The organism is Kribbella qitaiheensis (genome assembly GCF_042657745.1).
In the GTDB taxonomy this organism is placed as follows: domain Bacteria; phylum Actinomycetota; class Actinomycetes; order Propionibacteriales; family Kribbellaceae; genus Kribbella; species Kribbella qitaiheensis.
Genome location: NZ_JBHSKE010000076.1, coordinates 1 through 24,099, shown reverse-complemented (window position 1 = coordinate 24,099; position 24,099 = coordinate 1). Strand labels below are relative to the sequence as shown.

At 66.6% G+C, this 24,099-nt stretch carries 24 protein-coding genes, 1 tRNA gene and 1 pseudogene; 14 read left to right on the top strand and 12 right to left on the bottom strand.

Features of this window, described 5'->3' with window-relative positions; genetic code table 11:
* Nucleotides 1–101 precede the first annotated feature (101 nt).
* Nucleotides 102–1,931: a glycoside hydrolase family 2 protein gene (locus tag ACFPJ1_RS40060; RefSeq protein ID WP_380111598.1), complete on the top strand. Its 1,830-nt coding sequence runs from the start codon at nt 102–104 to the stop codon at nt 1,929–1,931.
* 4 nt (nt 1,932–1,935) lie between these two features.
* Here ACFPJ1_RS40060 and ACFPJ1_RS40055 read toward each other — a convergent pair whose 3' ends face one another.
* A complete protein-coding gene (locus tag ACFPJ1_RS40055) occupies nt 1,936–2,943 on the bottom strand; it encodes a YeiH family protein (RefSeq protein ID WP_380111596.1) in 1,008 nt (335 codons plus the stop codon).
* Nucleotides 2,944–3,145: 202 nt separating this feature from the next.
* On the opposite strand from ACFPJ1_RS40055, the gene ACFPJ1_RS40050 reads away from it, so the two are divergent.
* On the top strand, nt 3,146–3,922 hold the full coding sequence (locus ACFPJ1_RS40050) for a GntR family transcriptional regulator (RefSeq protein WP_380111595.1): 777 nt from the start codon (nt 3,146–3,148) through the stop codon (nt 3,920–3,922).
* 116 nt (nt 3,923–4,038) lie between these two features.
* A complete protein-coding gene (locus tag ACFPJ1_RS40045) occupies nt 4,039–4,905 on the top strand; it encodes an oxidoreductase (RefSeq protein WP_380111594.1) in 867 nt (288 codons plus the stop codon).
* Nucleotides 4,906–4,916: 11 nt separating this feature from the next.
* On the opposite strand, the gene ACFPJ1_RS40040 is transcribed toward ACFPJ1_RS40045, so the two are convergent.
* The gene (locus ACFPJ1_RS40040; RefSeq protein ID WP_380111593.1) at nt 4,917–5,852 is read right to left on the bottom strand and encodes an MBL fold metallo-hydrolase; all 936 of its coding nucleotides are present in this window, start codon (nt 5,850–5,852) and stop codon (nt 4,917–4,919) included.
* A gap of 144 nt (nt 5,853–5,996) precedes the next feature.
* Here ACFPJ1_RS40040 and ACFPJ1_RS40035 point away from each other — a divergent pair, with 144 nt between their 5' ends.
* Both ACFPJ1_RS40035 and ACFPJ1_RS40030 read left to right on the top strand, forming a co-directional pair.
* Entirely contained in the window at nt 5,997–6,878 is an 882-nt protein-coding gene (locus tag ACFPJ1_RS40035; RefSeq protein ID WP_380111592.1) for a LysR family transcriptional regulator, read from the top strand.
* Nucleotides 6,875–7,747 (top strand): serine hydrolase, encoded by an 873-nt coding sequence (locus ACFPJ1_RS40030; protein WP_380111591.1) that lies wholly within the window; start codon nt 6,875–6,877, stop codon nt 7,745–7,747. The genes ACFPJ1_RS40035 and ACFPJ1_RS40030 overlap by 4 nt, the downstream gene beginning before the upstream one ends.
* Before the next feature lie 10 nt (nt 7,748–7,757).
* Here ACFPJ1_RS40030 and ACFPJ1_RS40025 read toward each other — a convergent pair whose 3' ends face one another.
* Complete coding sequence (locus ACFPJ1_RS40025) at nt 7,758–8,153, bottom strand: RidA family protein (protein ID WP_380111590.1); 396 nt, start codon at nt 8,151–8,153, stop codon at nt 7,758–7,760.
* A gap of 88 nt (nt 8,154–8,241) precedes the next feature.
* Between ACFPJ1_RS40025 and ACFPJ1_RS40020 the strand changes: the two genes are divergently transcribed.
* Nucleotides 8,242–8,484, top strand: coding sequence for a hypothetical protein (locus ACFPJ1_RS40020; protein WP_380111589.1), 243 nt, complete (start codon nt 8,242–8,244; stop codon nt 8,482–8,484).
* On the opposite strand, the gene ACFPJ1_RS40015 is transcribed toward ACFPJ1_RS40020, so the two are convergent.
* Nucleotides 8,435–9,079, bottom strand: a complete 645-nt coding sequence (locus ACFPJ1_RS40015) for a flavin reductase family protein (protein ID WP_380111588.1) — start codon at nt 9,077–9,079, stop codon at nt 8,435–8,437. The genes ACFPJ1_RS40020 and ACFPJ1_RS40015 overlap by 50 nt on opposite strands.
* 65 nt (nt 9,080–9,144) lie before the next feature.
* Here ACFPJ1_RS40015 and ACFPJ1_RS40010 point away from each other — a divergent pair, with 65 nt between their 5' ends.
* Together ACFPJ1_RS40010 and ACFPJ1_RS40005 are read left to right on the top strand one after the other, a co-directional pair.
* A complete protein-coding gene (locus tag ACFPJ1_RS40010; RefSeq protein WP_380111587.1) occupies nt 9,145–9,852 on the top strand; it encodes an ArsR/SmtB family transcription factor in 708 nt (235 codons plus the stop codon).
* 63 nt (nt 9,853–9,915) lie between these two features.
* A complete protein-coding gene (locus ACFPJ1_RS40005) occupies nt 9,916–10,155 on the top strand; it encodes a hypothetical protein (RefSeq protein ID WP_132189198.1) in 240 nt (79 codons plus the stop codon).
* 243 nt (nt 10,156–10,398) lie between these two features.
* On the opposite strand, the gene ACFPJ1_RS40000 is transcribed toward ACFPJ1_RS40005, so the two are convergent.
* From ACFPJ1_RS40000 to ACFPJ1_RS39985, 4 genes are all read right to left on the bottom strand, one after another.
* Entirely contained in the window at nt 10,399–11,073 is a 675-nt protein-coding gene (locus tag ACFPJ1_RS40000; RefSeq protein ID WP_380111586.1) for an ANTAR domain-containing protein, read from the bottom strand.
* A gap of 328 nt (nt 11,074–11,401) precedes the next feature.
* Nucleotides 11,402–12,064, bottom strand: a complete 663-nt coding sequence (locus ACFPJ1_RS39995; RefSeq protein ID WP_380111585.1) for an anti-sigma factor family protein — start codon at nt 12,062–12,064, stop codon at nt 11,402–11,404.
* Nucleotides 12,061–12,567 carry a sigma-70 family RNA polymerase sigma factor gene (locus ACFPJ1_RS39990; protein WP_380111583.1) on the bottom strand — a complete coding sequence of 169 codons (507 nt, stop codon included), beginning with the start codon at nt 12,565–12,567 and terminating at the stop codon, nt 12,061–12,063. The genes ACFPJ1_RS39995 and ACFPJ1_RS39990 overlap by 4 nt, the downstream gene beginning before the upstream one ends.
* Before the next feature lie 102 nt (nt 12,568–12,669).
* Nucleotides 12,670–13,092 carry a DoxX family protein gene (locus tag ACFPJ1_RS39985; RefSeq protein ID WP_380111582.1) on the bottom strand — a complete coding sequence of 141 codons (423 nt, stop codon included), beginning with the start codon at nt 13,090–13,092 and terminating at the stop codon, nt 12,670–12,672.
* Nucleotides 13,093–13,310: 218 nt separating this feature from the next.
* Between ACFPJ1_RS39985 and ACFPJ1_RS39980 the strand changes: the two genes are divergently transcribed.
* From ACFPJ1_RS39980 to ACFPJ1_RS39970, 3 genes are all read left to right on the top strand, one after another.
* A tRNA-Lys gene (locus ACFPJ1_RS39980) sits at nt 13,311–13,383 on the top strand.
* A gap of 214 nt (nt 13,384–13,597) precedes the next feature.
* Nucleotides 13,598–15,289 (top strand): tyrosine-type recombinase/integrase, encoded by a 1,692-nt coding sequence (locus tag ACFPJ1_RS39975; RefSeq protein ID WP_380111581.1) that lies wholly within the window; start codon nt 13,598–13,600, stop codon nt 15,287–15,289.
* A 342-nt stretch (nt 15,290–15,631) separates the two neighbouring features.
* Complete coding sequence (locus ACFPJ1_RS39970) at nt 15,632–16,438, top strand: SDR family NAD(P)-dependent oxidoreductase (protein WP_380111580.1); 807 nt, start codon at nt 15,632–15,634, stop codon at nt 16,436–16,438.
* Nucleotides 16,439–16,671: 233 nt separating this feature from the next.
* On the opposite strand, the pseudogene ACFPJ1_RS39965 reads toward ACFPJ1_RS39970, so the two are convergent.
* A pseudogene (locus tag ACFPJ1_RS39965) lies at nt 16,672–16,851 on the bottom strand (helix-turn-helix domain-containing protein); the annotation flags it as partial.
* Nucleotides 16,852–17,080: 229 nt separating this feature from the next.
* Between ACFPJ1_RS39965 and ACFPJ1_RS39960 the strand changes: the two are divergent.
* Together ACFPJ1_RS39960 and ACFPJ1_RS39955 are read left to right on the top strand one after the other, a co-directional pair.
* Entirely contained in the window at nt 17,081–17,314 is a 234-nt protein-coding gene (locus ACFPJ1_RS39960) for a hypothetical protein (RefSeq protein ID WP_380111579.1), read from the top strand.
* Nucleotides 17,314–17,520: a hypothetical protein gene (locus ACFPJ1_RS39955; protein ID WP_380111578.1), complete on the top strand. Its 207-nt coding sequence runs from the start codon at nt 17,314–17,316 to the stop codon at nt 17,518–17,520. Before ACFPJ1_RS39960 ends, ACFPJ1_RS39955 begins: the two co-directional genes overlap by 1 nt.
* 1,278 nt (nt 17,521–18,798) lie before the next feature.
* On the opposite strand, the gene ACFPJ1_RS39950 is transcribed toward ACFPJ1_RS39955, so the two are convergent.
* Nucleotides 18,799–19,245, bottom strand: a complete 447-nt coding sequence (locus ACFPJ1_RS39950) for a PaaI family thioesterase (RefSeq protein WP_380111577.1) — start codon at nt 19,243–19,245, stop codon at nt 18,799–18,801.
* Nucleotides 19,246–20,105: 860 nt separating this feature from the next.
* Here ACFPJ1_RS39950 and ACFPJ1_RS39945 point away from each other — a divergent pair.
* Entirely contained in the window at nt 20,106–20,759 is a 654-nt protein-coding gene (locus tag ACFPJ1_RS39945) for a DUF433 domain-containing protein (protein ID WP_380111576.1), read from the top strand.
* Here ACFPJ1_RS39945 and ACFPJ1_RS39940 read toward each other — a convergent pair.
* Both ACFPJ1_RS39940 and ACFPJ1_RS39935 read right to left on the bottom strand, forming a co-directional pair.
* Complete coding sequence (locus tag ACFPJ1_RS39940) at nt 20,745–21,098, bottom strand: hypothetical protein (protein ID WP_380111574.1); 354 nt, start codon at nt 21,096–21,098, stop codon at nt 20,745–20,747. The genes ACFPJ1_RS39945 and ACFPJ1_RS39940 overlap by 15 nt on opposite strands.
* 2,056 nt (nt 21,099–23,154) lie before the next feature.
* Nucleotides 23,155–23,646 carry an Hsp20/alpha crystallin family protein gene (locus ACFPJ1_RS39935; RefSeq protein ID WP_380111573.1) on the bottom strand — a complete coding sequence of 164 codons (492 nt, stop codon included), beginning with the start codon at nt 23,644–23,646 and terminating at the stop codon, nt 23,155–23,157.
* Nucleotides 23,647–24,099 lie beyond the last annotated feature (453 nt).

Genomic DNA, 24,099 nt, shown 5'->3' with positions numbered 1-24,099 from the left:
GCCGAGGCCTGTCCGACGCGAGGCACGGACCATTGCTGGCGCTCATTCCAACGTTGTACCGTCGTCTGCGACCGCATCCCTCCACCTCTCGGGAGTCCTCGATGCCCAGCACCTCGCCCAGCTCGCAACCCCGCTCCGAGCATCCGCGGCCGCAGTTCGTCCGGCCCGACTGGCTCTGCCTGAACGGCGAGTGGCAGTTCGAGATCGACCGGTCCGACTCCGGGCTGGAGCGTGGCGTGGCCGATCGCGAGCTGCAGCAGCGGATCGTCGTGCCGTTCTCGCCCGAGACCGAACTGTCCGGCATCGCGAACGTCGACTTCCTCGAGGCTGTCTGGTACCGGACGACGGTGACGATCCCGGCCGGCTGGTCCGGCAACCACGCGATCCTGCACTTCCAGGCCGTCGACCACGACGCCACCGTCTGGGTCAACGGCGTCGAGGTGGTCCGGCACCGCGGCGGCTTCACCCCGTTCAGCGCCGACCTGTCGGGCGTCGCGTCGCCCGGCGAGGAGGCCACGATCGTGGTCCGCGCCCGCGACAGCCGGTACGGCGTACAGGCCCGCGGCAAGCAGACCACCAAGTACTTCAACTCCGGCTGCCACTACACCCGGACCACGGGCATCTGGCAGACCGTCTGGCTCGAGGCCGTGCCCGAGGTCCACCTGCTGCGGCCGCGGATCACCCCGGACGTGGCCGGCTCGGCGTTCCACGTCTCCGTGCCGATCTCGGCGAACAAGCCAGGCTGGAAAGTCAGGGCCATCGTCTCCGACCAGGCCGGCGAGGTCGCCACTGCCGAGGTCCGCGCGGACCTGGATCTCGCGCCACGCCTGGTGCTGCCCATCCCCGCCGACCGCGTCCGCCTGTGGGACACGACGGACCCGCACCTGTACGGCGTACGGCTGGAACTGGTGGATACCGACGGTGCCGTTGTGGATGGGGCCGACAGTTATGCCGGGCTGCGGTCCGTGTCGATCAACGGCCAGGCCGTGCTGATCAACGGCAAGCACGTGTTCCAGCGGCTTGTGCTGGACCAGGGCTACTGGCCGGAGAGCCTGATGACGGCTCCTTCGGAGGAGGCGCTGGTCGCGGACATCGAGCTCAGCCTGGCCGCCGGGTTCAACGGGGCACGGCTGCACCAGAAGGTCTTCGAGGAGCGGTACCTGTACCACGCGGACCGGCTGGGCTACCTGGTCTGGGGCGAGTTCGGCGACTGGGGCGGGAATGTTGCCGAGGGCACCCAGGAGAACAACCAGCAGCCGACCGCGTCGTACGTGACCCAGTGGCTGGAAGCGGTCGAGCGCGACTACAACCACCCGTCCATCATCGGCTGGTGCCCGCTGAACGAGACGCACCAGTTGCTGCACGACCGGATCACCCAGCTGGACGACGTGACCCGGGCGATGTTCCTGGCCACCAAGGCGGCGGACGTGACCCGGCCGGTGCTCGACGCGTCGGGCTACTCGCACCGGGTGCCGGAGACGGACATCTGGGACTCGCACAACTACGAGCAGGACCCGGTCGAGTTCGGCAAGCAGATGGCCGGCCTCGCCGACGGTACGCCGTACGGGAACACGGGTGGTTCGGAGGACCGGCCGATCTCGCAGGCCTACAACGGGCAGCCGTACTTCTGCAGCGAGTTCGGCGGCATCTGGTGGAACCCGGAAGCGGCCGCGGCGGCAGCCGGCAACAACACGAACGAGTCATGGGGCTACGGCCAGCGGGTCAAGGACGAGGGCGACTTCTACGAGCGCTTCACCGGGCTGGTCGACGTACTGCTCGACAACCCCCTGATGTTCGGCTACTGCTACACCCAGCTGACCGACGTCTTCCAGGAAGAGAACGGCATCTACCGCTTCGACCGCAGCACCAAGCTGGACGTGCCTCGCATCCAGAGCATCCAGACGCGAGCCGCGGCGTACGAGAAGGACTGAGTCGCTAGAGGGTCCCGGTCGCCCACTGCAGGCCTAGGCTGCTGAGGGCGACCGAGATCCAGAGGATCGCGCCCAGCAGGACCGGGCGGAAGCCCGCGGCTCGGAGTTCGGCCGGGCGGAGCGAGAGGCCGATCGCGACCAGGGCCGAGGTGATCAGGAAAGTGCCGAGCAGGGAGAGGTTCTCCTGCCAGCCGTCGGGGACCAGGCCCGCGCTGCGTAGCCCCGCGGCGGCGATGAAGCCGATCAGGAACAGCGGGACCATCCGGCGCCACGGCAGCCGCTTCGGCGCACCCGCGCCCACCGACGACGCCGCGGCCGCCCGGGCTTCGCGGCGGGTCTTGAGGATCACCAGGCCGAGCACGATCGGGACCAGCATCAGCGATCGGGTCAGCTTGACGACGAGCGCCTGATCCCCCGCCTCCTGGCTGTACGCGTAGCCGGCGGCGACCACCGATGAGGTGTCGTTGATGGCGGTTCCGGCCCAGAGACCGAAGGACTCGGCGCTCAGCCCGAGCAAGTGGCCGAGCGGCGGGAACAGCAGCACGGCGGCCACATTGAAGGTGAAGATCGTGGCCAACGCATAGGCCACCGAGGACCGCTTCGCCCCGATCGCGGCGGTCGCTGCGGCGATTGCCGAGGCGCCGCAGATCGCAGTACCGACTCCGATCAGGGTCTGGGTGTCGCCCCGCACACCCAGCAGGCGGCCGAACAGCCACGCGCCGCCGAGAGCCACCGTCAGCGTGCCGAGCATGACCGGCAGCGAGCTACCGCCGACGCGGACCACCTGCTGCAACGACAAGCCGGTACCGAGTACGACGATCGACAACTGCAGGAGATTCTTCGAGGCGAAGTCGTAGCCGGGGCGGCAGGCATCCGCTCGCAGCGGTCGGATGAGCAGGCCGGCGAGCACGCCCAGCACGATCCCGAAGACAGGACCGCCGATCACGGGAACCAGGCGGCCGAGCGGAACAGCCACGGCGGCGAGCGCCAGAACGATCAGCAGACCTGGCACCCGACCGAGAAGGCGTTCAGTGAAGCTCGGAGCCTGGTCCACTTGCGCCGTGACAGCAGAGGAGGGCACGCCCGGTGACCTAATCTCTGTGTGCAGCATGCGCCGGAACCCCCTCGAGACGTAAATGTGCGTACATTTAAGTTAAGAGATGACCGGACATTTGGCAAGGCGGGCAGGATCCGACACGACGCAAGGACCCCGGATGAGCGAGCGCAAGCTGGACCGCACCGGTGGACAGCCGCTGTGGAAGCAGTTGCAGCAGGAACTGGTACGCCGCTTGCGCGCGGGCGAGTTCGACGACGTCTTCCCCGGGGAGCTCGCGCTGGTCGAGGAGTACGAGGTCAGCCGGCACACCGTCCGGCAGGCGCTCGGCAAGCTCCGGGCCGACGGCCTGATCGTCGCGGAGCGCGGACGGCAGCCGCGGGTCGCCACCTCGCCGGAGATCCGCCAGCCGATGGGAGCGCTGTACAGCCTCTTCTCCTCGGTGGAGGCGTCGGGCCTGACGCAACACAGCGTCGTACGGTCGCTGGACGTGCGGGCGGACGGGGTGATCGCGACCCGGCTGGATCTGGAGGCTTCGAGCCCGCTGGTCTATTTGGAGCGAGTGCGGTTCGCGGGAGACGAGCCGCTGGCGCTCGACCGGGTCTGGTTGCCAGCGTCGCTCGCCGAGGGCCTGCTGGACGCGGACTTCAGTCACACCAGCCTCTACAACGAGTTGGCCGAGCGAACTGGTCTCCGGCTCGACTACGGGCGCGAGGACATCCGCGCGGTGAACCCGACCCCGGCGGAACGCGCGTTGCTGCACTGCCCGGCGGACGCCGCCGCCTTCTCCATCAACCGGCTCGGGCACGCGCAGGGACGCAAGATCGAGTGGCGGCACACGATCGTGCGCGGCGACCGGTTCGCCTTGGCCGCCGAGTTCTCCGCGCACGAGGGTTATCGCCTCGCGCCCGCGTCGGCCGGCACCGCGCTTTCCTAGCCCTCGCACTCCCAGGAAAAGGGCAGCCTTCTTCGCCTTGGTCGCGCGATGGAGAGTAGTAAGTGCCGGCAGCTCGATCGATCCGCCGGCGGCAAGCGAACTAGGAGAAGCAACAGATGACCACCACTCTTCCCGGCGGCACCCTCACGCTCGCGGACGACCTCACCATCAGCCGGATGGGCTACGGCGCCATGCAACTGGCCGGCCCCGGCGTCTTCGGCCCACCGAAGGACCACGCCCAGGCTCTCGCTGTACTGCGCGCGGCGGTCGAGCTCGGCATCACCCATATCGACACCAGCGACTTCTACGGACCAGCTGTCACGAACGAGCTGATCAAGGAAGCCCTGCACCCATACCCCACCGACCTGCGCATCGTCACCAAGGTGGGCGCCCGGCGCGGTGACGACGGCAGCTGGATTCCTTCGCTGGATCCTCGCGATTTGCGGGCGCAGGTTCGCGAGAACCTCGAGCACCTCGGCCTGGAGACGCTGGACGTCGTCAACCTCCGCGCGCCGGGACACGAAGAGACCTCTGACGTGTCCATCGCGGAGCAGTTCAGCGCGCTCGCCGAACTGCAGCAGGAGGGCCTGATCAGGCACCTCGGCCTGAGCGGCGTCTCCGACACTCAGCTGACCGAGGCGCTGACCATCGCGCCGATCGTCACCGTGCAGAACCTCTACAACCTGGCCAACCGCCAGGACGACGCGCTCGTGGAGCGCTGCGCCGCGGAGAACATCGCTTTCGCGCCGTTCTTCCCGCTCGGCGGCTTCACGCCGCTGCAGTCCGAGACGCTGACGAAGGTCGCGACCCGGGTGAACGCGTCGGCGCAGCAGGTCGCCCTCGCGTGGCTGTTGCAGCGCTCGGCGGCAATCGTGCTGATCCCCGGCACCTCCTCGGTCGAGCACCTCCGGGAGAACGTCGCCGCGGCCGAGCTGGTGCTGCCCGAGGACGCCGTCGCCGAGCTCGACACCATCGGCCGCTGAGGACGCTCAGCTCAGAGGGTGGTGGATTGCAGGTGGTCGACCACGACGAAGGCAGAGCCGGCGGCGGTGGCTGAGGCGCGAAGCTTGGTGAGGCCGCCCCAGTCGACCGCCGGCTTGTCCAGCGGCTGGTCGAAGTCGTCCCAGTGCGTGGCGATGACGGTCTTCACCGGCTTGATCGTCTGCAGCAGCCGGTCCGTGACTCCCGGCTCGCCGCCCGGTGCCGCCAGCACCACGTCCACCTGCAGGTCCTTCAGAGCGACCGGGTCGAAACCCGCAGTACTGAGGCTGAGGATGCGCAGGCCGCCGATGGTGATCACGTAGGCGAGCGTGCCGCCCTCGACCAGGTCGTCGATCGTCCGCGGCTTGGGCGGTACTGCGCCGGGCCGGGTGCCGGGATAGGCGAACTGGTGCCGCGTCCCGCCACACGAATGCAGCGACCTGAACACCTCGATCGTGAATCCCTCGAAGGGCAGGTACTCGCCGCCCGTCACCTGGGACAGCTGGTCCGCCGGTGCGCGCAGCGCCCGCAGCAGGTTGAGGTGGGTCTCGTTGCCGAGCACAGTCGCCTTGGTCTTGCGGGCGATGTACGGCACGTCTGGCAGGTGGTCGTAGTGCCCGTGGTGCACGAGGATCGCGTCCGCGGTGGTCACGTAGCGGTCGATCACCGACGGCTTGCTGATGATCTTCGTCTTCGGATCTGCGCCTTCCGCCGTGTAGGTGCCGGTGCGGAATCTGGTCAGCCATGGATCGGTCAGCACCACCTTGCCGCCACTGCGGAACTGCCAGGCGTGGTTGCCCCACCAGGTGAACTCGACCGGCTGCCGCCCGGGCCTCTCTGCTGTTGGTACGGCATCGGCTGAGCCGGCTGCGCGTAGACCGACGGCTCCGGCAGCGCCGACCGCCGCCGCCGTTGCTCCCGCGAGCATTCCTCGTCGACTCAAGGCCATGTCGTCTCCCCTCGTCCGGTACGCCGGTCGCGCGACCGGCCTGGTCGCCCAGTCAAGGTGAAGCGCACTCGCCATGTCGAATATGCTCTTACATATGAGCCGATCCTCTGGTGATATCGCCGCAGGTCAGCGGGGTCCTGCGCTGTGCTGACCGAGCGATACCTGCAGATCTTCGTGGCGCTCGCCGACGAGCAGCACTTCGGCGACGCGGCCCGGGTCATCGGGATCACCCAGCCTCCGCTGTCCCAGGGACTCCGCCGGCTGGAGGCTCTGGTCGGCGCCAAGCTGTTCGAGCGGGGGCCTGGCCAGGTGGAGCTCACTCCTGCCGGCAAGGCCCTGCTCCCCCACGCTCGGCGGGCCCTGAACGCGATCGACGAGTTCCACCACGCCGCGAGCGCGCAGGACCCCGAAGGCGTGGAGATCCGCCTCGGACTCGCCCCCGAGGTGCCCGCTTCCGTCGGCGCAGCGGTGGCAGCCGCCTGCAGTGGAGCGGTACGTGGTAGGAGGGTGTCCGTGGTCTCTGCGCCGACCAGCTCGCTGGTGCAGCAGGTATCAGCCGGGCGGCTAGGGCTGGCCGCAGTACTGCATCCGGCTGTGCTCGACGGGCTCGAGGCTGGGCCGGTCACGTTGATGCCGACCTGGGCCCTCGTGCCTTCTGCGCTCTATCCGGACGACGGGGCTGCACTGCCGCTTGGCGGGCTGCATGGGCTGCCGATAGCCGTTCGGCCGCGTGCGGAGGCTCCTGCAGCTCGCGACCTCTTCCTGGACACGCTTGCCCTGCACCGACCGGGTGGCGGCACAGTGATCGTCACCGACGAGCGCGCCGGCCTGGCGATGGCTGCTGCCGGCCAAGCGATCGTCGTGACGCCCGACCCATCCCTGGCCGCTGCAGGAGTCGGCAGGCACCCCCTGATCGACAACCCGCTGCCCGTGCGGCTACGACTCGTCTGGCCACAGTCCCGTACTCCGAACGCGTTGCCGGCCGAGGTCATGGCGCAGCTCAGCCAGGCTTTGGAGACGCCGTGAACGCCCGGATCCGCGCGGTCTTCGACGACGCGGGTGCGCGGGGCTGGCTGCATGCGATCTCGCTGGACCGCCCGGAGGACAGCGTCGAACTGGACGCGGACGTGGTTGTGCCGATCGCGTCGGTCTACAAGTTGCCGCTGCTCGCCGCGTTCTGCCGGCTGGTCGACACTGGCGAGCTAGACCCGAGCGAGCAGCTCACGCTCTCGCCCGAGTCCCGCATTCCCGGGCCGACCGGGCTGTCGATCCTGGCCGATCCGGTCACCATGTCGTTGCGCGATCTGGCCGTCACGATGATGACCGTGTCCGACAACGCGTCCGCGGACGCCCTGCTGAACAAGGTCGGGCCCGACCGGCTGGCGGAGCTCCTGCAGTCCTTCGGGTTGGAGCACACCCGGGTACGGCGAGGGGCCGCGGGCAACCTCGTCGAACTCGTCCGGCGGACCGGGGCGAGTGACCCGGACGCGGCGTTCGCAGTACTGGCTGACAACGATCGGACGGATCCGGCAGGGGTGTATGACGCGGCCAATCTGTCGGCCGGATCTGCTCGGGACATGACGTTGCTGTTACGGGAGGTGTGGAGCGGGGGGTTGTTGTCGGAGGGGCAGACGGCGTTCGTGCGGAAGGCGATGGAGCAGCAGGTGTTCACGCAGCGGATCGCGGCGGGCTTCCCACATGACGGGGTGCGGATCGCGGGGAAGACGGGGACGTTCGGAGCCTTGCGGCACGAGGTCGCCGTGGTGACGTTGCCGGGCGGCGACGCCTACGCGGTGGCCGTCTTCACACACGCGGCCCGAGGTGATCGACGGCTTCCCCGCGTCGACGCCGCCATCGGCGAGGCCGCACGGCTGGCCGTCGACCACCTCCGCTGATGATTTGGTCTCAGTCCTCGACCACCGCGTAGGCCTCGATCTCGAGGAGGGCGTCGGGGCTGAAGAGGGCGACCACCTGGACCGCAGTACTGGCCGGTGGGTTGGCTGTGTCGATGTACGCGTCGCGGGCGGTGCGGACGGCGGGCAGGATGGCGATGTCGGTGACGTAGAAGTTCAGCTTCACCACGTCCGCGAAGGTCGCGCCAGCGGCGGTCAGGCAGCGCTCGAGGTTCGCGAAGACCTGCTGGGCTTGGGCCGCCGGGTCCCCGACACCGACGAACCTGCCGTCAGCGTCGAGCGAGACCTGGCCGGCGATCGCGACCCAGCGGCCGGGCCCGGTCGCGACATGGCTATAACCGTTGCCCGGGGCAACACCCTCGGGCGCCGGATGGGAGATCGGACTCACAACACACCTCCAGTGATCAGACCCCCATCTTCCCCCGCCGCCAGTCCACCTTTGCCTTCAAGAGCGGTGGAGCTGTTCTTATGACTGCATGACGGCTGAGTGGAACACCGGGAGCCTCGACCTGGACGCCTACTTGCGACGGATCCAGCATCCACGCGTCGTTGCGTCCGTCGAAGCGCTGCACAGCCTGCACACCACGTACGCCGACGGCCGGACCACCCGGCGCGCAGTACACGATGACGAAGTGGGCGCGATGCTCGCCGATGAGCTCGACGACGTACTCATCGGCGAGGAGCTGGACCGACTCCGGCTGGTACTCGGTCAGCGGTAGGCGTCTCAGTGCGGAAGCTCTCGCCGAGCTGCGACCCGAGCCCGAAGTAGTGGCGGAAGTTGTAGATCAACGGCGACCAGGCGTCCGGATCGACGTACGAGGTGCCCGGTACGACGACGCGGTGGTCGGCGTGAACCCGGAGGACCTTCGCCTGCACGAGCAGGAAGTTGCCCTCAGCATCTAGTTCGGCACGGACGGCACGTGCCTCGAACTGCAACGGGCACTCGGCGACGCGCGGCGGACGGACCAGCTCGGACTCCACCGGCGTCAGCCCGGCCGCTTCGAACTTGGCCGGCTCGTGGCGGAACCTCTCCTGCTTGTGCTCGGGAACGGGGTCACGCCCGGTCAGGCCGGCGATTCGCTCGACCGAGTCCCAGAGCTCTGGAGAAGGGAAGTTGATCACCAGTTCCGGCCGCCGTTGCAGGTTGTGCGCCGTCTGGCCGTCTCGACCGAACCCCAGCACCACCACATCCCCGAGGGCCCACGCGGACGACATGGGCGCGAGGTTGAAGGTGCCGTCGCCGTTCTCGGTGGAGATCAGCTCGACCGGCGTTCCGACGTACAGGATGGACGGTTCGATCGTCAGGTGCGTCATGCTTGCGACGCTAGGAGCTGGTTGCTTCGGCCGGCGCCGAACTGACCGCGAGGCAGGATGGGGTTGTGAACACGTCCACCGAAGGGCAAGAACTGGCCGCCTGGGCCAAGATGCTCGCGGATACCACCCGGGCGACCGTGTGCCTCGCGCTGCTGGACGGACGCGCCTGGACGGCGACCGAACTCGCCAAGCTGGCAGGAGTTTCCCGGCCGACGATCAGCGAGCACCTCAACATGCTGGTCGACGGCGGACTGCTGTCCGAAGTACGGCAGGGCCGGCATCGCTACGTGAAACTGGCCGGTCCGGAGACCGCCGAACTGCTCGAAGGACTGGCTGCGCTGGCGCCCCGGCGTACGGAGATCGCGAACAGCCTCTCGGCGGCGAGCAAGCGGGACGCGTTCGCGCGGGCTCGCACCTGCTACGACCACTTCGCGGGGAAACTCGGGGTCGCGTTGACCGACGCGATGACGGAGCGCGGCCTGATCGACTGGTCCGACGGCGTCGCGCTCACTCCCGAAGGCGCCCGCTGGCTGGACGATCTGGGCATCGTGGTCGAGTCGCGGCACGGGCGGCCCGCAGTACGGTCTTGTCTGGATGTGACCGAGCGACGGCCGCATCTGGCCGGTGCCGTCGGCGCCGCTTTGTGCACACACGCTTTGCAGCAAGGCTGGGTGACACGTATCACTGGTGGACGCGCACTCAAGGTCACCGGTTCGGTGGAAACTTTCGGCCTGTCTGTTGGAGTGGTGCGAGAACTACTCTCCAGATCGTGAGACCGATGGCAGAGAACACGCTTCGGACGCGCAATTGTCGGTGAAACCGCTTAGCCTTCGGCCATGACTGAGTTCGAGCCCGACACCGAGCTGGTGTCCCGTCTCTCGCTGCCCAGCCACGTGATCGTCCTCGCGGACGGCCAGTGGCGGCCTGCGTGGCTGATCGGCCGCGAGCACGAGGAGACAGGATGGACCGGCATGGTGCAGTACGAGGGCGACGACGGTATCGAGCGAACCGAACGGCTGCCCGCCGACCGGATCGCGCTGCCGGAGTCGGACCGACCGACTGAGCGAGCGTCGTAAGGAAACCACGGCGTAGGAGGAAGAACTGCGAGAAGGCCCCCGGAGACTCTCCGGGGGCCTTCTCGCGTAACGACTGGAGTCGGGGCGCCTCAGGGCGACAGACGAGAACCCCGTCCCAGGCCCTTCGGGCGGTTGGCCTGGGACGGGATCCTCAGTGGCGTTACACACGGTGTATCGCTCGTCACTGCCCCGGCGTTACAGATTCGCGGAGATTTCCTTGCCCAGGAGAGTTTCCGGGGCGGCTCAGGAGAGTTTCCGGGTGGCGATCAGCCGCTGCGCGACGTCGCGCAGCTTGACGTTGGTGTCCTGGGAGTAGCGACGCAGTACGGCGAACGCCTGCTCGTCGGTCAGGTCGAACCGCTCCATCAGGATGCCCTGCGCCTGCCCGATCAGCTTGCGCGCCTCGATCGCCTGCCACAGGGTCGACTCGCTGCGCGCGTTCGCGACCGCCACCGCCGCGTGGTCCGCGAAGACCTGCGCGATGGCCTGGTCCGCGGCGGTGAACCGTTGCTCGGCCTTGTCGTAGAGGTTCAGCGCACCGATCGTCGTCGTCGGCGTGCGGAGCCGGACACTCAGGACACTGCGCAGTCCGACGCTCGCGACCTCGGCGGACCAGGCCGGCCACCGGGCATCGCTCGCAGCGTCGGCGCAGACCACGCTCTCCTCGTCGTGAATCGCGGCGTAACTGGGGCCTTCCCCCGTCTCGACCTGCAGCCGGTCGGCCTCCTCGACCAGCGCATCTGTCGACGCGGCGGACTCCAGCCGACCGCCTCGGTGCACCAGCACGACACTGGCGTGCTGGGTGCCGATCGTCGACTGGACGTAGTCGAGGAACCGCTCCGCGGTCCGCTCGACATCGGGTTGCTCGTGCAGGGCCAGCGCCATCTGAGCCAGTTCCTGGGCGAACTTGTCCTTCACTCGGCAGTCACCGGGAAGGGCAGGGGAGTTCTCACCGTCGGTGCATCCTCGCGGGTCGGTACCGTCTAGCGGGTGGCATGCTGCGCCACCGGCTGACTTCCCAACCGGGAGAACCATACCCCGGCCGCCGGGAGATACGCGCGGTCCCGGCGCACGTCTCTGAACGCCGGGACCTGGAGTGGCCAACCTCTCGAGCGACCGGACGCTCCTGACCCTCAGGTGCCCCTTGAATCCCCGGCCAATCAGGTTTTCCGCTCCTGTCTGCTCAGATTTTCTGTCGCTGTGCGATCAGATTTGCTCGTGTCCCTCTGGAAGTGCTCTTGTCCCTCTAGAAGTGCACGGCGAGCAGGATCCGGCCGGACTCGGAGCCGCGGATGTCGAGAGTCTTGATCTCGTTGCGGTGCAGCTTGGTCGTCGTGGCCGGCTTGACGGTCGTGCCGGGCGCCGCGGTCCAGCTGGCCAGCAGCGTGGCCTTGCCCGCCTGGTCCGTGACGTACAACTCGTAGCCCCGTGCCCGCTCGCTCGGGGTGGCGAGCTGCTCGTACCGGCAGCTGATCTCGATGGTCGTCCCCCACGGCTCGTCCACCAGCCGAGCGTCCGCGGACAACCTGCTCGAGACCGTCTGCGCGAGCACCACGGTCTCCCCCGGCGGCCCGTCTCCGGTCAACTGTCCGGCCACGATCGCGCCGGTGACGGCCGCCGTGGCGGCGACGCCCGCCACCACAGCGGCGTACAGGTGTCTCTTCCTGCGCCGGTCGCGTTGCACCCCGCGGACCAGCTTCGGCAACAGGTTCGGCGGGGTGGCGGTGATCGTGGCGAGCGCCCGGTCGTCCGGCAGCATCGCCAGAGTCCCGGGTACGCCGGCCAGCGACGCCACCTCCGCCGAACAGTCAGGACAGCTGTGCAGATGCTCCTCGTAGTCCCGCCGGTCCTTCGCCGACAGGGCCCCGAGCAGGTACGCCGCGTCCCACTCCCGGTACGGGTCGCTCATTCCTTCGTCACCCCCCTCTCCTGCAGCGCGAGCCTCAACGCCCGCAACCCGTAGTGCAACCGCGATTTCACCGTTCCGGCTGGGATGTCGAGCTCCGCGGCGATGTCGGTGACCGTACGGCGTCCGTAGTACGCGCGCACGATCACCTGCCGATGGTCGTCCGACAACTGCGCCAGCGAATCTGCCACCAGCCACGCATCCAGTACTGCGTTCGCGTGGTCGGCGCTCGGTCTTTCCGGCAGGTCGTCACTGGCCACCTCCCGGGTGACGCGGGCACTGCGCCGGTCGTCGATGACGAGGTTGCGCGCCACCGTGAAGAGCCAGGCCCGCGCCCCCTCGCCCTCGGTCAGGATCTGCGGGCGCCGCCACGCCCGCAGCAGGGTCTCCTGAACGACGTCCTCGGCGAACCGGTCGTCCCCGGTCAGCCGGACCACGAACCGCCACAGCGAAGGCGCGTGCACGTCGTGCAACTCGCGCAGCAGCGCCGCCCGGTCGTCGGCCATCGGCACTCCCTCGCTCGCGTACGGGTCATCATCCTGGGCCCTGATCCTGGTCACTGATCCTGGTCACTGGACAGGGTCACTGCGGTCGGTCACTGCGGCCGGTCACTCGGTCACCGGCTCGAGCTGCCGCGACTCCTGGGCTTTGAACACCGGGAGCCGCTCGAGTGCCCACGCGCCGGATCCGAGGAACGCGATCAGCAGGAACGCGAACGAGAACAGGGCAGCCTTCTCCCCACCGTTCTGCACCGGCAGCAAGGCGCCCGCCTGGTGCACAGTGAAGTAGGCGTAGGCCATCGAGCCCGAGCTGAGCAGAGCGGCGTACCGGGTCCCCAGCCCGACCATGACGAACAGACCACCGACCAACTGGATCGCCGACGCCCACCAACTCGGCCAGACGAAAGCCTGCACCTTCTCGTCCCCGAACACCCCGAACAGGGCGGCGGCCCCATGGGTGGCGAACAAGAACCCCACGACGATCCGGAAGACAGCCAGTACCTGGTCCTGCCAGCGCTCCAGCAAAGTCATAGCTCACTCCTCAGGTGAACGGACGGATTCGCGCACCACCGGCAGAGGTCGGCCACCGGCAATGCCCTCACCTCTCCAGAACTGGCGAGGCGCCCATCCGGTTCAACCCCGAGTGATGCTCCGATCACCGTCCGAAACCAGTCGGCACACTGGTCTACCGACCAGCAGGTCGCTTAGCGCCCCACCCCCAAGACCTGACACACTGTTCCCCACACCCAGGGCCTCTAGCTCAATTGGCAGAGCAGCGGACTTTTAATCCGCGGGTTGTCGGTTCGAGTCCGACGGGGCCTACCGGTGAGAAGTGGCCTCTGACCTGCACAAACAGGTCAGGGGCCACCACCGTCTCAAGGCTCTCGTCCTGTTCGTGGGATCAAACGTGGTGCGAATCGCCTAAGATCAGGCCCCATGGGGAGACCGCACGCGTGCACAGAAGCGAGCCAAAGGGAGCATCGAAGAGCTGCCCAGCGGCGCCCTCCGAGTCTCCGTGTACGCAGGGATCGACCCAGTGACCAAGAAGCGTCACTACCTACGGGAGACCATCCCGGCCGGCACGCCGAACGCCTCCAAGGAGGCAGACAAGGCCGTCCGCAGGCTGCAGAACCAGGTGGATGAGCGCAGGCAACCTCGCACCAGTGCCACCGTCAATCAGCTTCTCGATCGGTACTTCCTCGAAGCCGATCTTGAGTTCAGCACACTTGACACCTACCGCGGCTACGCCGAAAAGCACATCCGCCCCCTCCTCGGCTCCCAGAAGGTCGGCTCTCTCGACGCCGGCGTCATGGATTCGCTGTACGTCGAGCTCCGTCGCTGCCGCGACCACTGCAAGCGCAACAGGGGGCTCGTCGATCATCGGACGGCGCGCGAGCACGAGTGCGACGGCCGGTGCCTGCCGCACGAATGCCGACCTCTGTCCTCCTCGACAATCCGCCAGATCCACTTCGTCTTGTACGGCGCTCTTCGGCGCGCAATCCGGTGGAAGTGGGTCACGACCAATCCCATCGCCGGCGCCGAACCGCCGGCCGCGCCGAAGTCGAATCCACGACCACCGACTCCCGAGCACGCCGCACGTATCATCAACGAGGCATTCAAGGACCCCGACTGGGGCGCACTCATATGGCTAACCATGGTGACCGGCCAGAGGCGAGGCGAGCTCTGCGCCATCCGGTGGGCTCACAACGACCTCGACAACGGCGTTCTACACCTCGAGAAGGCAATCGGCCAGCGCGGCAAGAAGAAGTGGGAGAAGGACACCAAGGCCCACCAGGACCGCCGAATAACGCTCGACCCCGACACAGTGGAGCTCCTCCGCGACCACAAGGCTCGCTGCGCCACGCGGGCGGCTGCGCTCCACGCCAAGCTGAAGGACGACGCCTTCGTGTTCTCGTTGGCGCCAGACGGCTCCACGCACCTCGTGCCGGACTCTGTCACACAGCGGTACGGAAACCTGGCACGGCGGCTGGAGATCAAGACGACGATCCATAAGCTGCGGCACTACTCCGCAACCGAGCTCATAGCCGCGGGCGTCAACATCCGAACCGTGGCAGGGCGCCTGGGTCATGGCGGCGGCGGAACCACCACGTTGCGGGCTTACACTGCCTGGGTTTCCGAGGCCGACCAGCGAGCGGCAGGAAGCCTCGCTGCGCGAATGCCGAGTCGTCCAGGCGCCTCGCCTGCCGTCGCATTCACCGACCTGGATCCCTCAAGTCCGTACGAACGAATCGCCGTCAGCCTCCGGAGCCAGATCCTCGACGGCGAGTTCCAGGTCGGCCTGCCCATCCCTTCCGTGAAGCAGCTGGCAGCTGAACACGGCTGCTCGGTGTCGACCGTCCAACGCGCCGTCAAGCTGCTGAACGACTGGGGGCTGGTGGAACTGAACAGCGGCCGCCGAACGCTCGTGAAGCATATATCCGCAGCCGTCGCGCCAACCGTCACCAGCACGGCGCAGATCGCACCAGCCACAGCTGGGCAAAGTGCCGGCCAGCCGCAGCCGCTTGACCTCGAACTGCAACTCCTTGGGAAGTCCATCGCCAAGTTCAGAGCCGAGGCGGACCCAGGAAGCACCACGGACCTTCGGCAACTGCTGGTCGGAGCGATCCGGCGACGCGGTGGGGACATCGCAGACATAGGCGACTACGAGTTGACCGTACGCCTCGCCGGAAACGTCGACCTCATGACGACGTTTGTGGCCACAAAGTAAGACCGGTACCACCGGAACCTCCAGCCTGCTGCGCGGCATGGTGGCCGTGACACGCACCCTTCCGCTTACCACCACCGCGCGTTCAGGCCGCGGCAATCACCACAGCAGGCGACTTCAGGCTGCAGGAGTCAACCGACCAGCCTCATCAGCCCACTCTGCCAACGCTGTCTGACTCGATTTCGCAGCGCGGTTGGCACCACGAGACTGGGCTACCAGATGTCGAGGCTCGGATGCACGAGCCAGCGATTATGAGAGCCAACAGTTCCTTCGGCATTCGCTCAGCACAGCCTGGGGTTTACGGCAGATGCAGCTACCGCGACAGGAGGGTCGTAGGCTCCTGTTGTGGACCTGCGGGGTAGGACTGTCCTCATCACCGGCTCATCGTCTGGGATTGGTGCGGCTACGGCCCGGGCGATGTGCCGGCGTGGGGCTCAAGTCCTGCTGGTGGCACGCAGCGAGGACAAGCTCGAGGCGCTAGTCCGCGAGCTGGGCAACAGCGCGGCTGCGTATCCGTGTGATGCCAGTGACCATCGGGCAGTGGCCGTGATGGCCGATCGCGTGCAAGCGGAGCACGGGGTGCCTGATGTGACCGTGAATAGTGCCGGTGCTGGGCGGTGGCTGTCGATCGAAGACACCGATCCCGAGGAATTCCTCGAGATGGCGGCGGCGCCCTACATGGCGGCGTTCCTTATTACCCGAGCTTTCGTTGAGGGGATGCTGGCTCGCGGTTCGGGCTGGGTGGTGAATGTCGACAGCCCCGCTTCGCAGATCCCGTGGCCTGGTGCGGTGGGCTACATCAGCGCTCGCGGGGCGATGCGCGGATTTGATGCAGGTCTGCGCGCCGACCTGCGGCAGAGCGGCATCGGCGTGACGCACATGGTGCTGGCCAAGGTCTCCAGCGAGTACTTCCTGCACAACCCAGGGTCTGAAGAGCGGATACCGGCTGTCGCGCGTCTCGTCCCGACCTTGACGCCTGAGCAGGCGGCTGAGGCAATCTGCCGGGCGGTGGAACATGGACGCCGTGAGGTCGTCGTGCCATCCATGCTGCGAGTGTTCTACTTGAGCGAGCGCTTCATGCCTCGGCTGACTGAGTGGATTGCATGGCGCACGGGGGCACGCCGCAAGGCGTCCCGGTCCCGCGGGTCGTGAACGGATCGGGCACGAGCGAGGAGTGATTCTTCGGCGCACGAGGCCTTGGCGACTGATCATGCGGCTGACCTGAGCTGGAGCAATCGGGAACTGGTGACGGGAATCGAACCGCACTGTCACCTTGGGAATCCATACACCACTCTGCTGGACGCCACTGACGCCCCATCCGTCACGCGCTGGTTCCTTCTGAACGCGGAATCCGAATCTTCGGTCACAAACCGTGCCCCCTGCGGTCAGTTGACGCCGAGCGCTCGAAGCGTCTCCTCGTCGGCACCGCGGAGTAGCTCCCGAAGGTCCACCTCGAGCACGCGACACAGTGCAACGGCATCTGCCAGGGTGACTCGCCGAGTGCCGGCCTCTAGGGCTCCGACAGTGGGCCTGGACCATCCCAGCTCGGTGGCCAGATCCTCCTGCCGCTCCCGCCGCCTGGCCGGAGCGCGCGAACATTGGCCGCTACCAGCGCATCAATCTCCTCAGGTGACACAGCGGCATCCTTCCCGCTATTGCCTCCAGCGTCATGTCGTGATAACCAGCCTGCGGCACGTCTTGTGTACTTGTCACTCCTTGCACTTACTTCTCGGTTGATTTACTGTCTTGAAGGCAGGAAACCTGACGCGAAGAAGTCACGAGAATGGACTGGGCGTGCCAATCACGACGCATCGTGATCAATCCCCGAGCGGCTACTGGAAGGTCCAACTCTGGCTGGGGACGCACCTGATCGAGGAGCACGTCGCGCCAACGGAGCTGGCCCAGCGGTACGCCGATGTCATTCGCCTGCGGATAGCCGGGCTGCCGGATCGCCAGCTTAGGTGCGAGCCGTTGACCGTGAACGAGCTTGCCTACCCCGGCACCCGACCGTATGACCCTCGCGACTGATGGACAGGCTCAAGCCAGCCGCTCGGGTGCGCTCGCCCGAGTACGGCACGGGCACGATCGAGTCAGTGGCGGGCAACAGGATCGTCATCTACTGGGACAAGTCTATGCCGGACTCGACGACCCACCGGCTGGACCATCACCGGTCGTTCGTCGAAACCCTGGACCTGCTCGACGAGCCGGACGGGTTGCCTCAATCACTCCTTTGAACTTGGGTCTAGGGCATGGCTTAATCTGTCGAACCCAGACCTCGCACAAGCCCAAGCAAGTCGAACGCCCGGCCGACACCTTCATGTCGGCCCGGGCTCACCTCTACCACCTCGCCCGCAGCGGAAGTGGAGCGCCAATCAGGGGCAGGCCAGCCTGGTCATCTCGTCCGCCGAGTTCGTCAGCCAGGTTGCCGTCGGCCCCTTCCGTGGCAGAAGGCGTCCAGGTAGCGCGCCGCATGACTGAGACGGAGCTGAATGAGACGTACCGCACCTGGCTTACACCTCGACCACCGTCTTCGGTTGGACCTTTGAGAGCGGCTTGTTCGGTCCCGGCAGCCTCATCTCGGCGACTGCCCCCTCCGCCACGCGTGGCGCTTCGCCGGCCGCGGCACGGCGCGGAGCTCAGCGGACAGCGACACAACGAACGGCACGTTGCGCCGGACCATGATCAGGTTGGCGCCGCGGTCCTTGCGGCCGATCACCAACGACGCCGCACAGACAGTGAGGTATCAATTCCTCAGACGTCAGGACTCAAGCACCGAACAAGGGACCATGAGAGCCTCCGACAGGAGATCAGGAGCCAACTTGAGCGCAGGTCTCCTTCTTTGGTCTGCGCTGGCCAACTGCCGACAACCTTGTTGGACCCAACTTCATGCCACGACGCATGCCACGGCGGCTCGTCGAGCCCGCTAACAGCCGCTCCGTCGCGGTTGAGGGCTCGGTGTCGACACGCGGCGATAGCGGCGAACGGCTTGGCCGACAAGGTGATCCTGCCCGTGACTCATGCTTGGTGGTCTCGTCGGCTGTCGGCAGTCAGGGGCCACAGATTGCCAGATTGCATCAGCTGAAAGCGAAGGTTTGGCGATTCGAGACCGCCCCTGACTAACTTTACTGAACCGCCTGTCTTAGTCGAACCCACGACCTTCTCATTACGAGGAGGACTTACAGCGTCGCTTAGGCTCTCTGCCAGCGGTTTTGCCAACACGCCCGCCCGCGCCCCGAATTTCCCCAGGGCTACCCGTCACTTCGCACCACGATCAGCACCACGACTGACCACCTACCGATGCAGGGCGCCGCATCCATGGCTGGCCCCGCGTGGCGCTCCTGCGCCGCCACTGCGACAAGATGCAAATCCCTGGATCGGCTGCTCGGCCTGTGGCTACCGCGCCGAGATGAACGATGCCCAAAGCAACCATCACACTAGGAGCGCCGAGACCAATGGACTACGCGTCCGCCATCCCGCGCGTGCTCGCCGGCCGCCCTGCCGCGGGTCTTGGTCTAGCTCTTCCACAAGACCATCTGGGTGCAGCGGAACAACGCGATCGTCCGGTCGGAGGTCTCGTCGGTCACGATCGCGTCCCAGACGTGGGTGGTCCGGCCGAGGTGGACGGGCTTGGCCTCGCACAGCACGGCGCCATCGCGCGTAGTACCAAGGAAGTTGCTCTTGAGCTCGATCGTGGTGAAGCCGGCGGATCCCTCCGGGAGATTGACGACCGAGCCGTAGCCGCACAGCGAGTCCGCGATCGTAACGACTGTTCCGGCGTGCAGGTAGCCGTTCGGCGCGAGCAGCTCGGTGCGGATAGGGGTACGGCAACGAATGCTCTGCGGCTCCGCCGAGACAATCTCGATCCCGAGGTAACCCGGCAGGTACCCGGCTCCGAACCGGTTGAACGACGCGGCACTGTAGTCGTCGAGCCGCACGTACGGCGTATGCTTCTCACCCATAGCCAAGGCAGCCTACGGCACAGCTACGTCAGCAGATCTTTCCGCGAGCGGCCACGGCGGCGGACCGCTCGCGCCGCGGCGCGCATTTCACGACCGAACAGTCAGCCTGCCGACCATCCGCGGAGTTGCTTGCAAGCACCCGGGCAACCGGCTGGCGGCTATGTTCGGGCGTTCCGCTCCGACAGCGGCTGATCCGTGCGTTCGCCGGGTCCTTCAGGTGGTCGCCAGGCTTCTAGACTCTTGCGGATCAGTTGGCGGACAGCTGTCGCGGATCTGTTGGCGGATCACAGCCACAGCCCGTCCGGCGAACTGATGACCTTCTCATTACGAGGAAGAACGACAGCGTCGCATCTGCCCTCTACCAGCGCTCTTAGCAACACGGCCGCCCCCAGCAAGCGCGAGATTCCCCATGCGTAGCCGTCGTTTCGTGCCACGAGTCATGCCATGCATCTGGACCACCCTAGGTCGCGGCTCACGCCTGGTCAGGCGCACCGGGCGCGGGCCTTCTGATCCGTAGGAGCCTGCACGTGTGCGCGGCCCCCATCGCCGTCCGAGTCGGCCATCGCGCGACTGGCAGCTGCGTGCTCGCCGTGCGGGGTCGTTGGGGTCAGATTGGGGTCACTCACCTTGCAAAGGCGGTTGTGGCGCTCCCGCTCGTCTGAGCGCCAGATCCCTAAGCGTGGGCTCAGCCGGTTCGGCCCTGTGAGTGACCGGTCGAGCCCGCTACTGCACTCTCGTTGGGGCACGCCGGGGGCACCACTACATCCCTTCGTGCGACACACTCGGGGGGCTGCTAGTCAACAGAACACATGGCTTGCACCATGGCATGATGCACACAGAGAGCCTTTGAGGAGACACATATGAGCTACCCGACACCGCTTGCCGCCACTCTGAGTGGCGCAACCTTGCGGCAGCTCAACTATTGGCGCAAGAACACGCCTGGAAAGGGAGTGCTCTTCGCGCCAGAGCATGGCACTCGGCCCCGAGCCCTGTACTCGTACCGCGACATCGTTGCGCTGCGGATGTTCGTACGACTGCGCGGAGACCTGTCACTGCAGAAGGTACGTCGGGTGGTCGCATCGCTGGAGCAGATCTACCCCGCAACGCACCTGTCGGCACACAAGGTCAAGGCACTGCCTGGCGGGGCTAGTGCTGTGTGGGTGACTCCCGAAGGCGAATATGTCGACGTTCTCAAGCACCCTGGACAGGGAACCCTCAAGGTTGTGATGGAAGATCTGTTCAGCGCGTTCACCACTGCTGATGGTCGACGCGTCCCGAACCTTGGGGAGCCGGCGACTGGCGTCACTATCGATCCCGAGGTACGTGGTGGGTATCCGGTCATCGAGGGCACCCGGATCCCATTCCACGTCGTGGCGGGGCTCCGCGCAGACGGAATGCCTGCGGAGGAGATCGCCGAGCTGTACCCGTCAGTGTCTGCATCTGACGTCGAAGGCGCTGTGGAGCTGGCCCACCTAATCGACCAGACCACCAAGCGCAGCTCAACGGCAGCGTAAGGCATCGCGAGGATGAGGCTGCTCCTCGATGAGGACGTGCCCGAACCTCTGCTGCCGCTCATCCGCCACCTCCTCCGAAGACGAGACCCGAAGCATGTTATCGAGAATGTCGCGTCCCTCGGCTGGAAGGGAAAGAAGGATCAGCCGCTCTATCGAGACGCAGCGGAACGACAGTTCGACGCGATCCTTACGAATGACATCAGCCAGTTCAGCGATCCTGACGAGTGCCGAGCGATCCAACGCTCCGGCCTCCACCACATCAGCTATGAGCTTGACGACCGGCCTAGATGGGCTGGCCCTCGCGTCGGCCGCCATCTGTGCGGCGATCCGCCCGATCATCGCAGAACTCGAAGCCGCGCCCACTCAGCGGATCGTCCGCATTCACCGTGTGGCTAGCTCGCGTCGTCGCTTCGACATCTCCAATCCGGCCACAAATCCACCCAGCAAGTACTGGTAACGCCGACCGCCCCAACGCCTCTTGGAGATTCAAAGTTGCCGCAGACCTGTCCACGCCGGTCCACCCGAGGCTTGCACCCAACCCGGTCTGAGCCTGAACCCGGCCAGCTCGCGCCTGGTTGTCCACCCCGATCCACACCGTTTGTTAGCAAACCCGTTAGCAAGTCTGGACCAGCCCAGGCAAACAAAATTGGGCGACGCAACGCGGCAGATGCGGCGGATCCTTCCAGGCGGTCTACTCTGAACGACGGCGATTTGAGCACCGTTATGTGACCGCACCCGAGGCGGTCCACGCTCGGCGAAGGGACGCGATGTCGAACTCCAACGGCTGTCAGTACGGCGTGGACTCCGGCCTGCGTCGGGACCGCACGAAGGGATCCCCGTGCATCTGCAATACGGGGTCCGTCACTGGCTTGAAGGCGAGTTCGGGTGGCGCACCCCCGGCGGGATGAACGAGTCGGTGATGGCTCGTGTCGGTGTTGCCTGTCAGATCCCATTGCGTTCGACGTACGAACTCGGTGGCGTCTCGAATCAGATCCTTGACCAGTGCCTAGCTGATCCGGACATATTCCTCGATGTGCTGGATGCCACCTTGGAACAAACACGAGGAGCACCTGCGAGCGAACTGCGGCGGATTCTCGATGCGGGCTCATCCGCCTGGACGGTCGCTCCCGACAACTTGTCACTGCAGACCAGGGTCGACCCGACCGCTCAGTCCTCAATGGCAGTCGCCACCGCGTCTGCGGACGCCGCAAGCACCGAGCTAAACGAGGCGTGGTCCAAGGGTCTACGGCCGGAATCCGAACCCGTCCGACGGTTGGGATCACGCAATCAAGGCAGTCGAGACTCTTCTGGGTCCGATCGTGATTCCGGCTAACCCGAAGGCGACACTCGGCTCCATGCTCAGCGCCCTTGAAGCCAAGCCAAGCAAGTGGACCTTGGGCCTAGACAGCAGCGGTTCGACTGGCGGCGTAGAGACTTTGACCGCTGCGCTACGACTCATCTGGCCGAATCCCGACCGTCATGGTGGCGGCCAGAACCGGGCACCGCGCCTGGAAGAGGCTGTCGGAGTTGTACAGCTCGCAGTGACAATCGTCCACTGGTGCCGAGACGGGCTCCTGGTCGCAAACCCGTGACGGCTTGAGGTCGCCTCCACCAATTCCGACCCTGCGTCTTCCCGTCTGCCGTTCCAGTGCGGTGAGCACTCCGGTGTGCTCCGGACCAACGTCGAACTCCCAGTTGGCGGCGTGAGTGCGAAGCGCGGCAAAGAACTCTGCCTCGGCCTCACTTCGGGGCGCCGAACCTTCGAACCAGGACACGCGCCGAATGACACCGCCAACGTCCGAGCGCACTCAACGCGGCAGATGAGTGCGTTCGTCCCTACGGTTGCGCCACGGACCAGGACCGTACTTCTGCGATTGTCGAAGACATCATCGAGGCGCTCGCTCATGGTGAGGTCGCCGATTCAGTGGACGCGTTCTCGATCGAGCGTCGCGACGACGGATCGGCTCTTGAGGTCGACCTGGGTGAACCCGATCGCGTCTACATCGTCTCGGTGACGAGTTTCGAGCGCGTCGACTAACACGCAATGCGGCAGATGCGCGCGTTACCCCGGCTGTGCTGCCTTGGTTCACGTGGTGGGGAGGGAGGTGCAGCCGCGGAATGGTCCTGTGCCCCCGCGGTGCCCCCGAGCCGCTCGGTGTTCCAGTCAGGTATGCGATGCAGCATGGTGCTGATGACGGTTCTGGCTTCCATGCGGGCAAGGGCGGCATCGAGGCAGAAGTGCACCCCACGGCCGAAGGCGACATGGCGGTCCGTCCCAGCGACGAAGAGGCCTCTGTGAGCGATCGGTACGACGGTCCGCAAACGGTTCGGGCTGGACCTCGATCGGACCCGGACGGGTGATCGTGCGGATGACCGTCGACGGGGCGCCGCGCCTTCAGCCGGCGTCGCCCGTGCTACCGGCGGACGCGTCACCCTGTTCGACGGTGCTCGAGATAGTGCGGCTACTGCCGGTCGCATGGGTGATCTCGACCCGGCGTGGCTGACTCCGCGGCGACGCCGGGATGGTCACGTGCAGGACACCGTCGGCGTAGTCTGCGGTGAGGTTCTGCGAGTCCACGCCCTCGCCGAGGGAGAGTCGCCGGGCGAACGACCCCTGGGATCGCTCGGCGACAATGACCTGCTGGCTCTCACGATAGGGCGGGGTGCGCTCGGCCTGGATCGTCAAGGCGCCGGAGTCGACGGTCACCTCGATGCTGACAGGGTCGACGCCGGGCAGGTCGGCCTCGATGTGGTAGCTGCCGTCCTCGCCGCGGTAGACGTCCAGCGGCATCGCGAGAGGCGCGCGCGTCCCGCTCGCGGCCATCGACATGAGCCGGTCGAGCTCCCGGGCAGGGTCATGGAAGGGCTCAAACCTGAACACTGACATCGCTGGCCCCTCCTCGTGAGGTGTCGGCTCGGGGACCACATACCGCCTCGGGCGACGCTGTCTCTCTCGGGACATAATAGTCCTCTTGGGACTCCGCATTCATGTCTCTCGGCCTCGGATGTCAGGAACGGCGAGGCTCTGTGCAGCACCTCGACAACCCAAGAGCAGGCGGAGTCCCCCTCAAGCACCACCTCCGGCGCCGGACGGCATCTCCTAGGGCAGAACCGACGTATCGTTGGCGGACCGGAACGCCTCCAGTTGCTCACCGTCCCTACACACGCCCGCGCTTCTACCGGATCTCGGCATGAGCGCGCGTTGCGCACCTGTGGTCTGCAAGGCTTCGGGCATGCCCGAACCACTCGTTATCCGCATGGAAGATCTCCGCGGTCAAGTCCAGCGGGGTGGTGTAGCGGTTGTGTCGCGTGATCCTCTGGTTGGTTAGGCGCTGAGCGC

Coding starts and splice junctions, on each gene's coding strand:
- ACFPJ1_RS39950 (WP_380111577.1), bottom strand. CDS start 19,245: ATGGGTGAGAAGCATACGCCGTACGTGCGGCTCGACGACTACAGTGCC.
- ACFPJ1_RS39990 (WP_380111583.1), bottom strand. CDS start 12,567: ATGGCCGACGACCGGGCGGCGCTGCTGCGCGAGTTGCACGACGTGCAC.
- ACFPJ1_RS39935 (WP_380111573.1), bottom strand. CDS start 23,646: ATGTCAGTGTTCAGGTTTGAGCCCTTCCATGACCCTGCCCGGGAGCTC.
- ACFPJ1_RS40050 (WP_380111595.1), top strand. CDS start 3,146: ATGAGCGAGCGCAAGCTGGACCGCACCGGTGGACAGCCGCTGTGGAAG.
- ACFPJ1_RS39955 (WP_380111578.1), top strand. CDS start 17,314: ATGGACAGGCTCAAGCCAGCCGCTCGGGTGCGCTCGCCCGAGTACGGC.
- ACFPJ1_RS39985 (WP_380111582.1), bottom strand. CDS start 13,092: ATGACTTTGCTGGAGCGCTGGCAGGACCAGGTACTGGCTGTCTTCCGG.
- ACFPJ1_RS40020 (WP_380111589.1), top strand. CDS start 8,242: ATGACGGCTGAGTGGAACACCGGGAGCCTCGACCTGGACGCCTACTTG.
- ACFPJ1_RS40015 (WP_380111588.1), bottom strand. CDS start 9,079: ATGACGCACCTGACGATCGAACCGTCCATCCTGTACGTCGGAACGCCG.
- ACFPJ1_RS40060 (WP_380111598.1), top strand. CDS start 102: ATGCCCAGCACCTCGCCCAGCTCGCAACCCCGCTCCGAGCATCCGCGG.
- ACFPJ1_RS39940 (WP_380111574.1), bottom strand. CDS start 21,098: ATGATCGGGCGGATCGCCGCACAGATGGCGGCCGACGCGAGGGCCAGC.
- ACFPJ1_RS39995 (WP_380111585.1), bottom strand. CDS start 12,064: ATGAGCGACCCGTACCGGGAGTGGGACGCGGCGTACCTGCTCGGGGCC.
- ACFPJ1_RS40045 (WP_380111594.1), top strand. CDS start 4,039: ATGACCACCACTCTTCCCGGCGGCACCCTCACGCTCGCGGACGACCTC.
- ACFPJ1_RS40005 (WP_132189198.1), top strand. CDS start 9,916: ATGACTGAGTTCGAGCCCGACACCGAGCTGGTGTCCCGTCTCTCGCTG.
- ACFPJ1_RS39945 (WP_380111576.1), top strand. CDS start 20,106: ATGAGCTACCCGACACCGCTTGCCGCCACTCTGAGTGGCGCAACCTTG.
- ACFPJ1_RS40040 (WP_380111593.1), bottom strand. CDS start 5,852: ATGGCCTTGAGTCGACGAGGAATGCTCGCGGGAGCAACGGCGGCGGCG.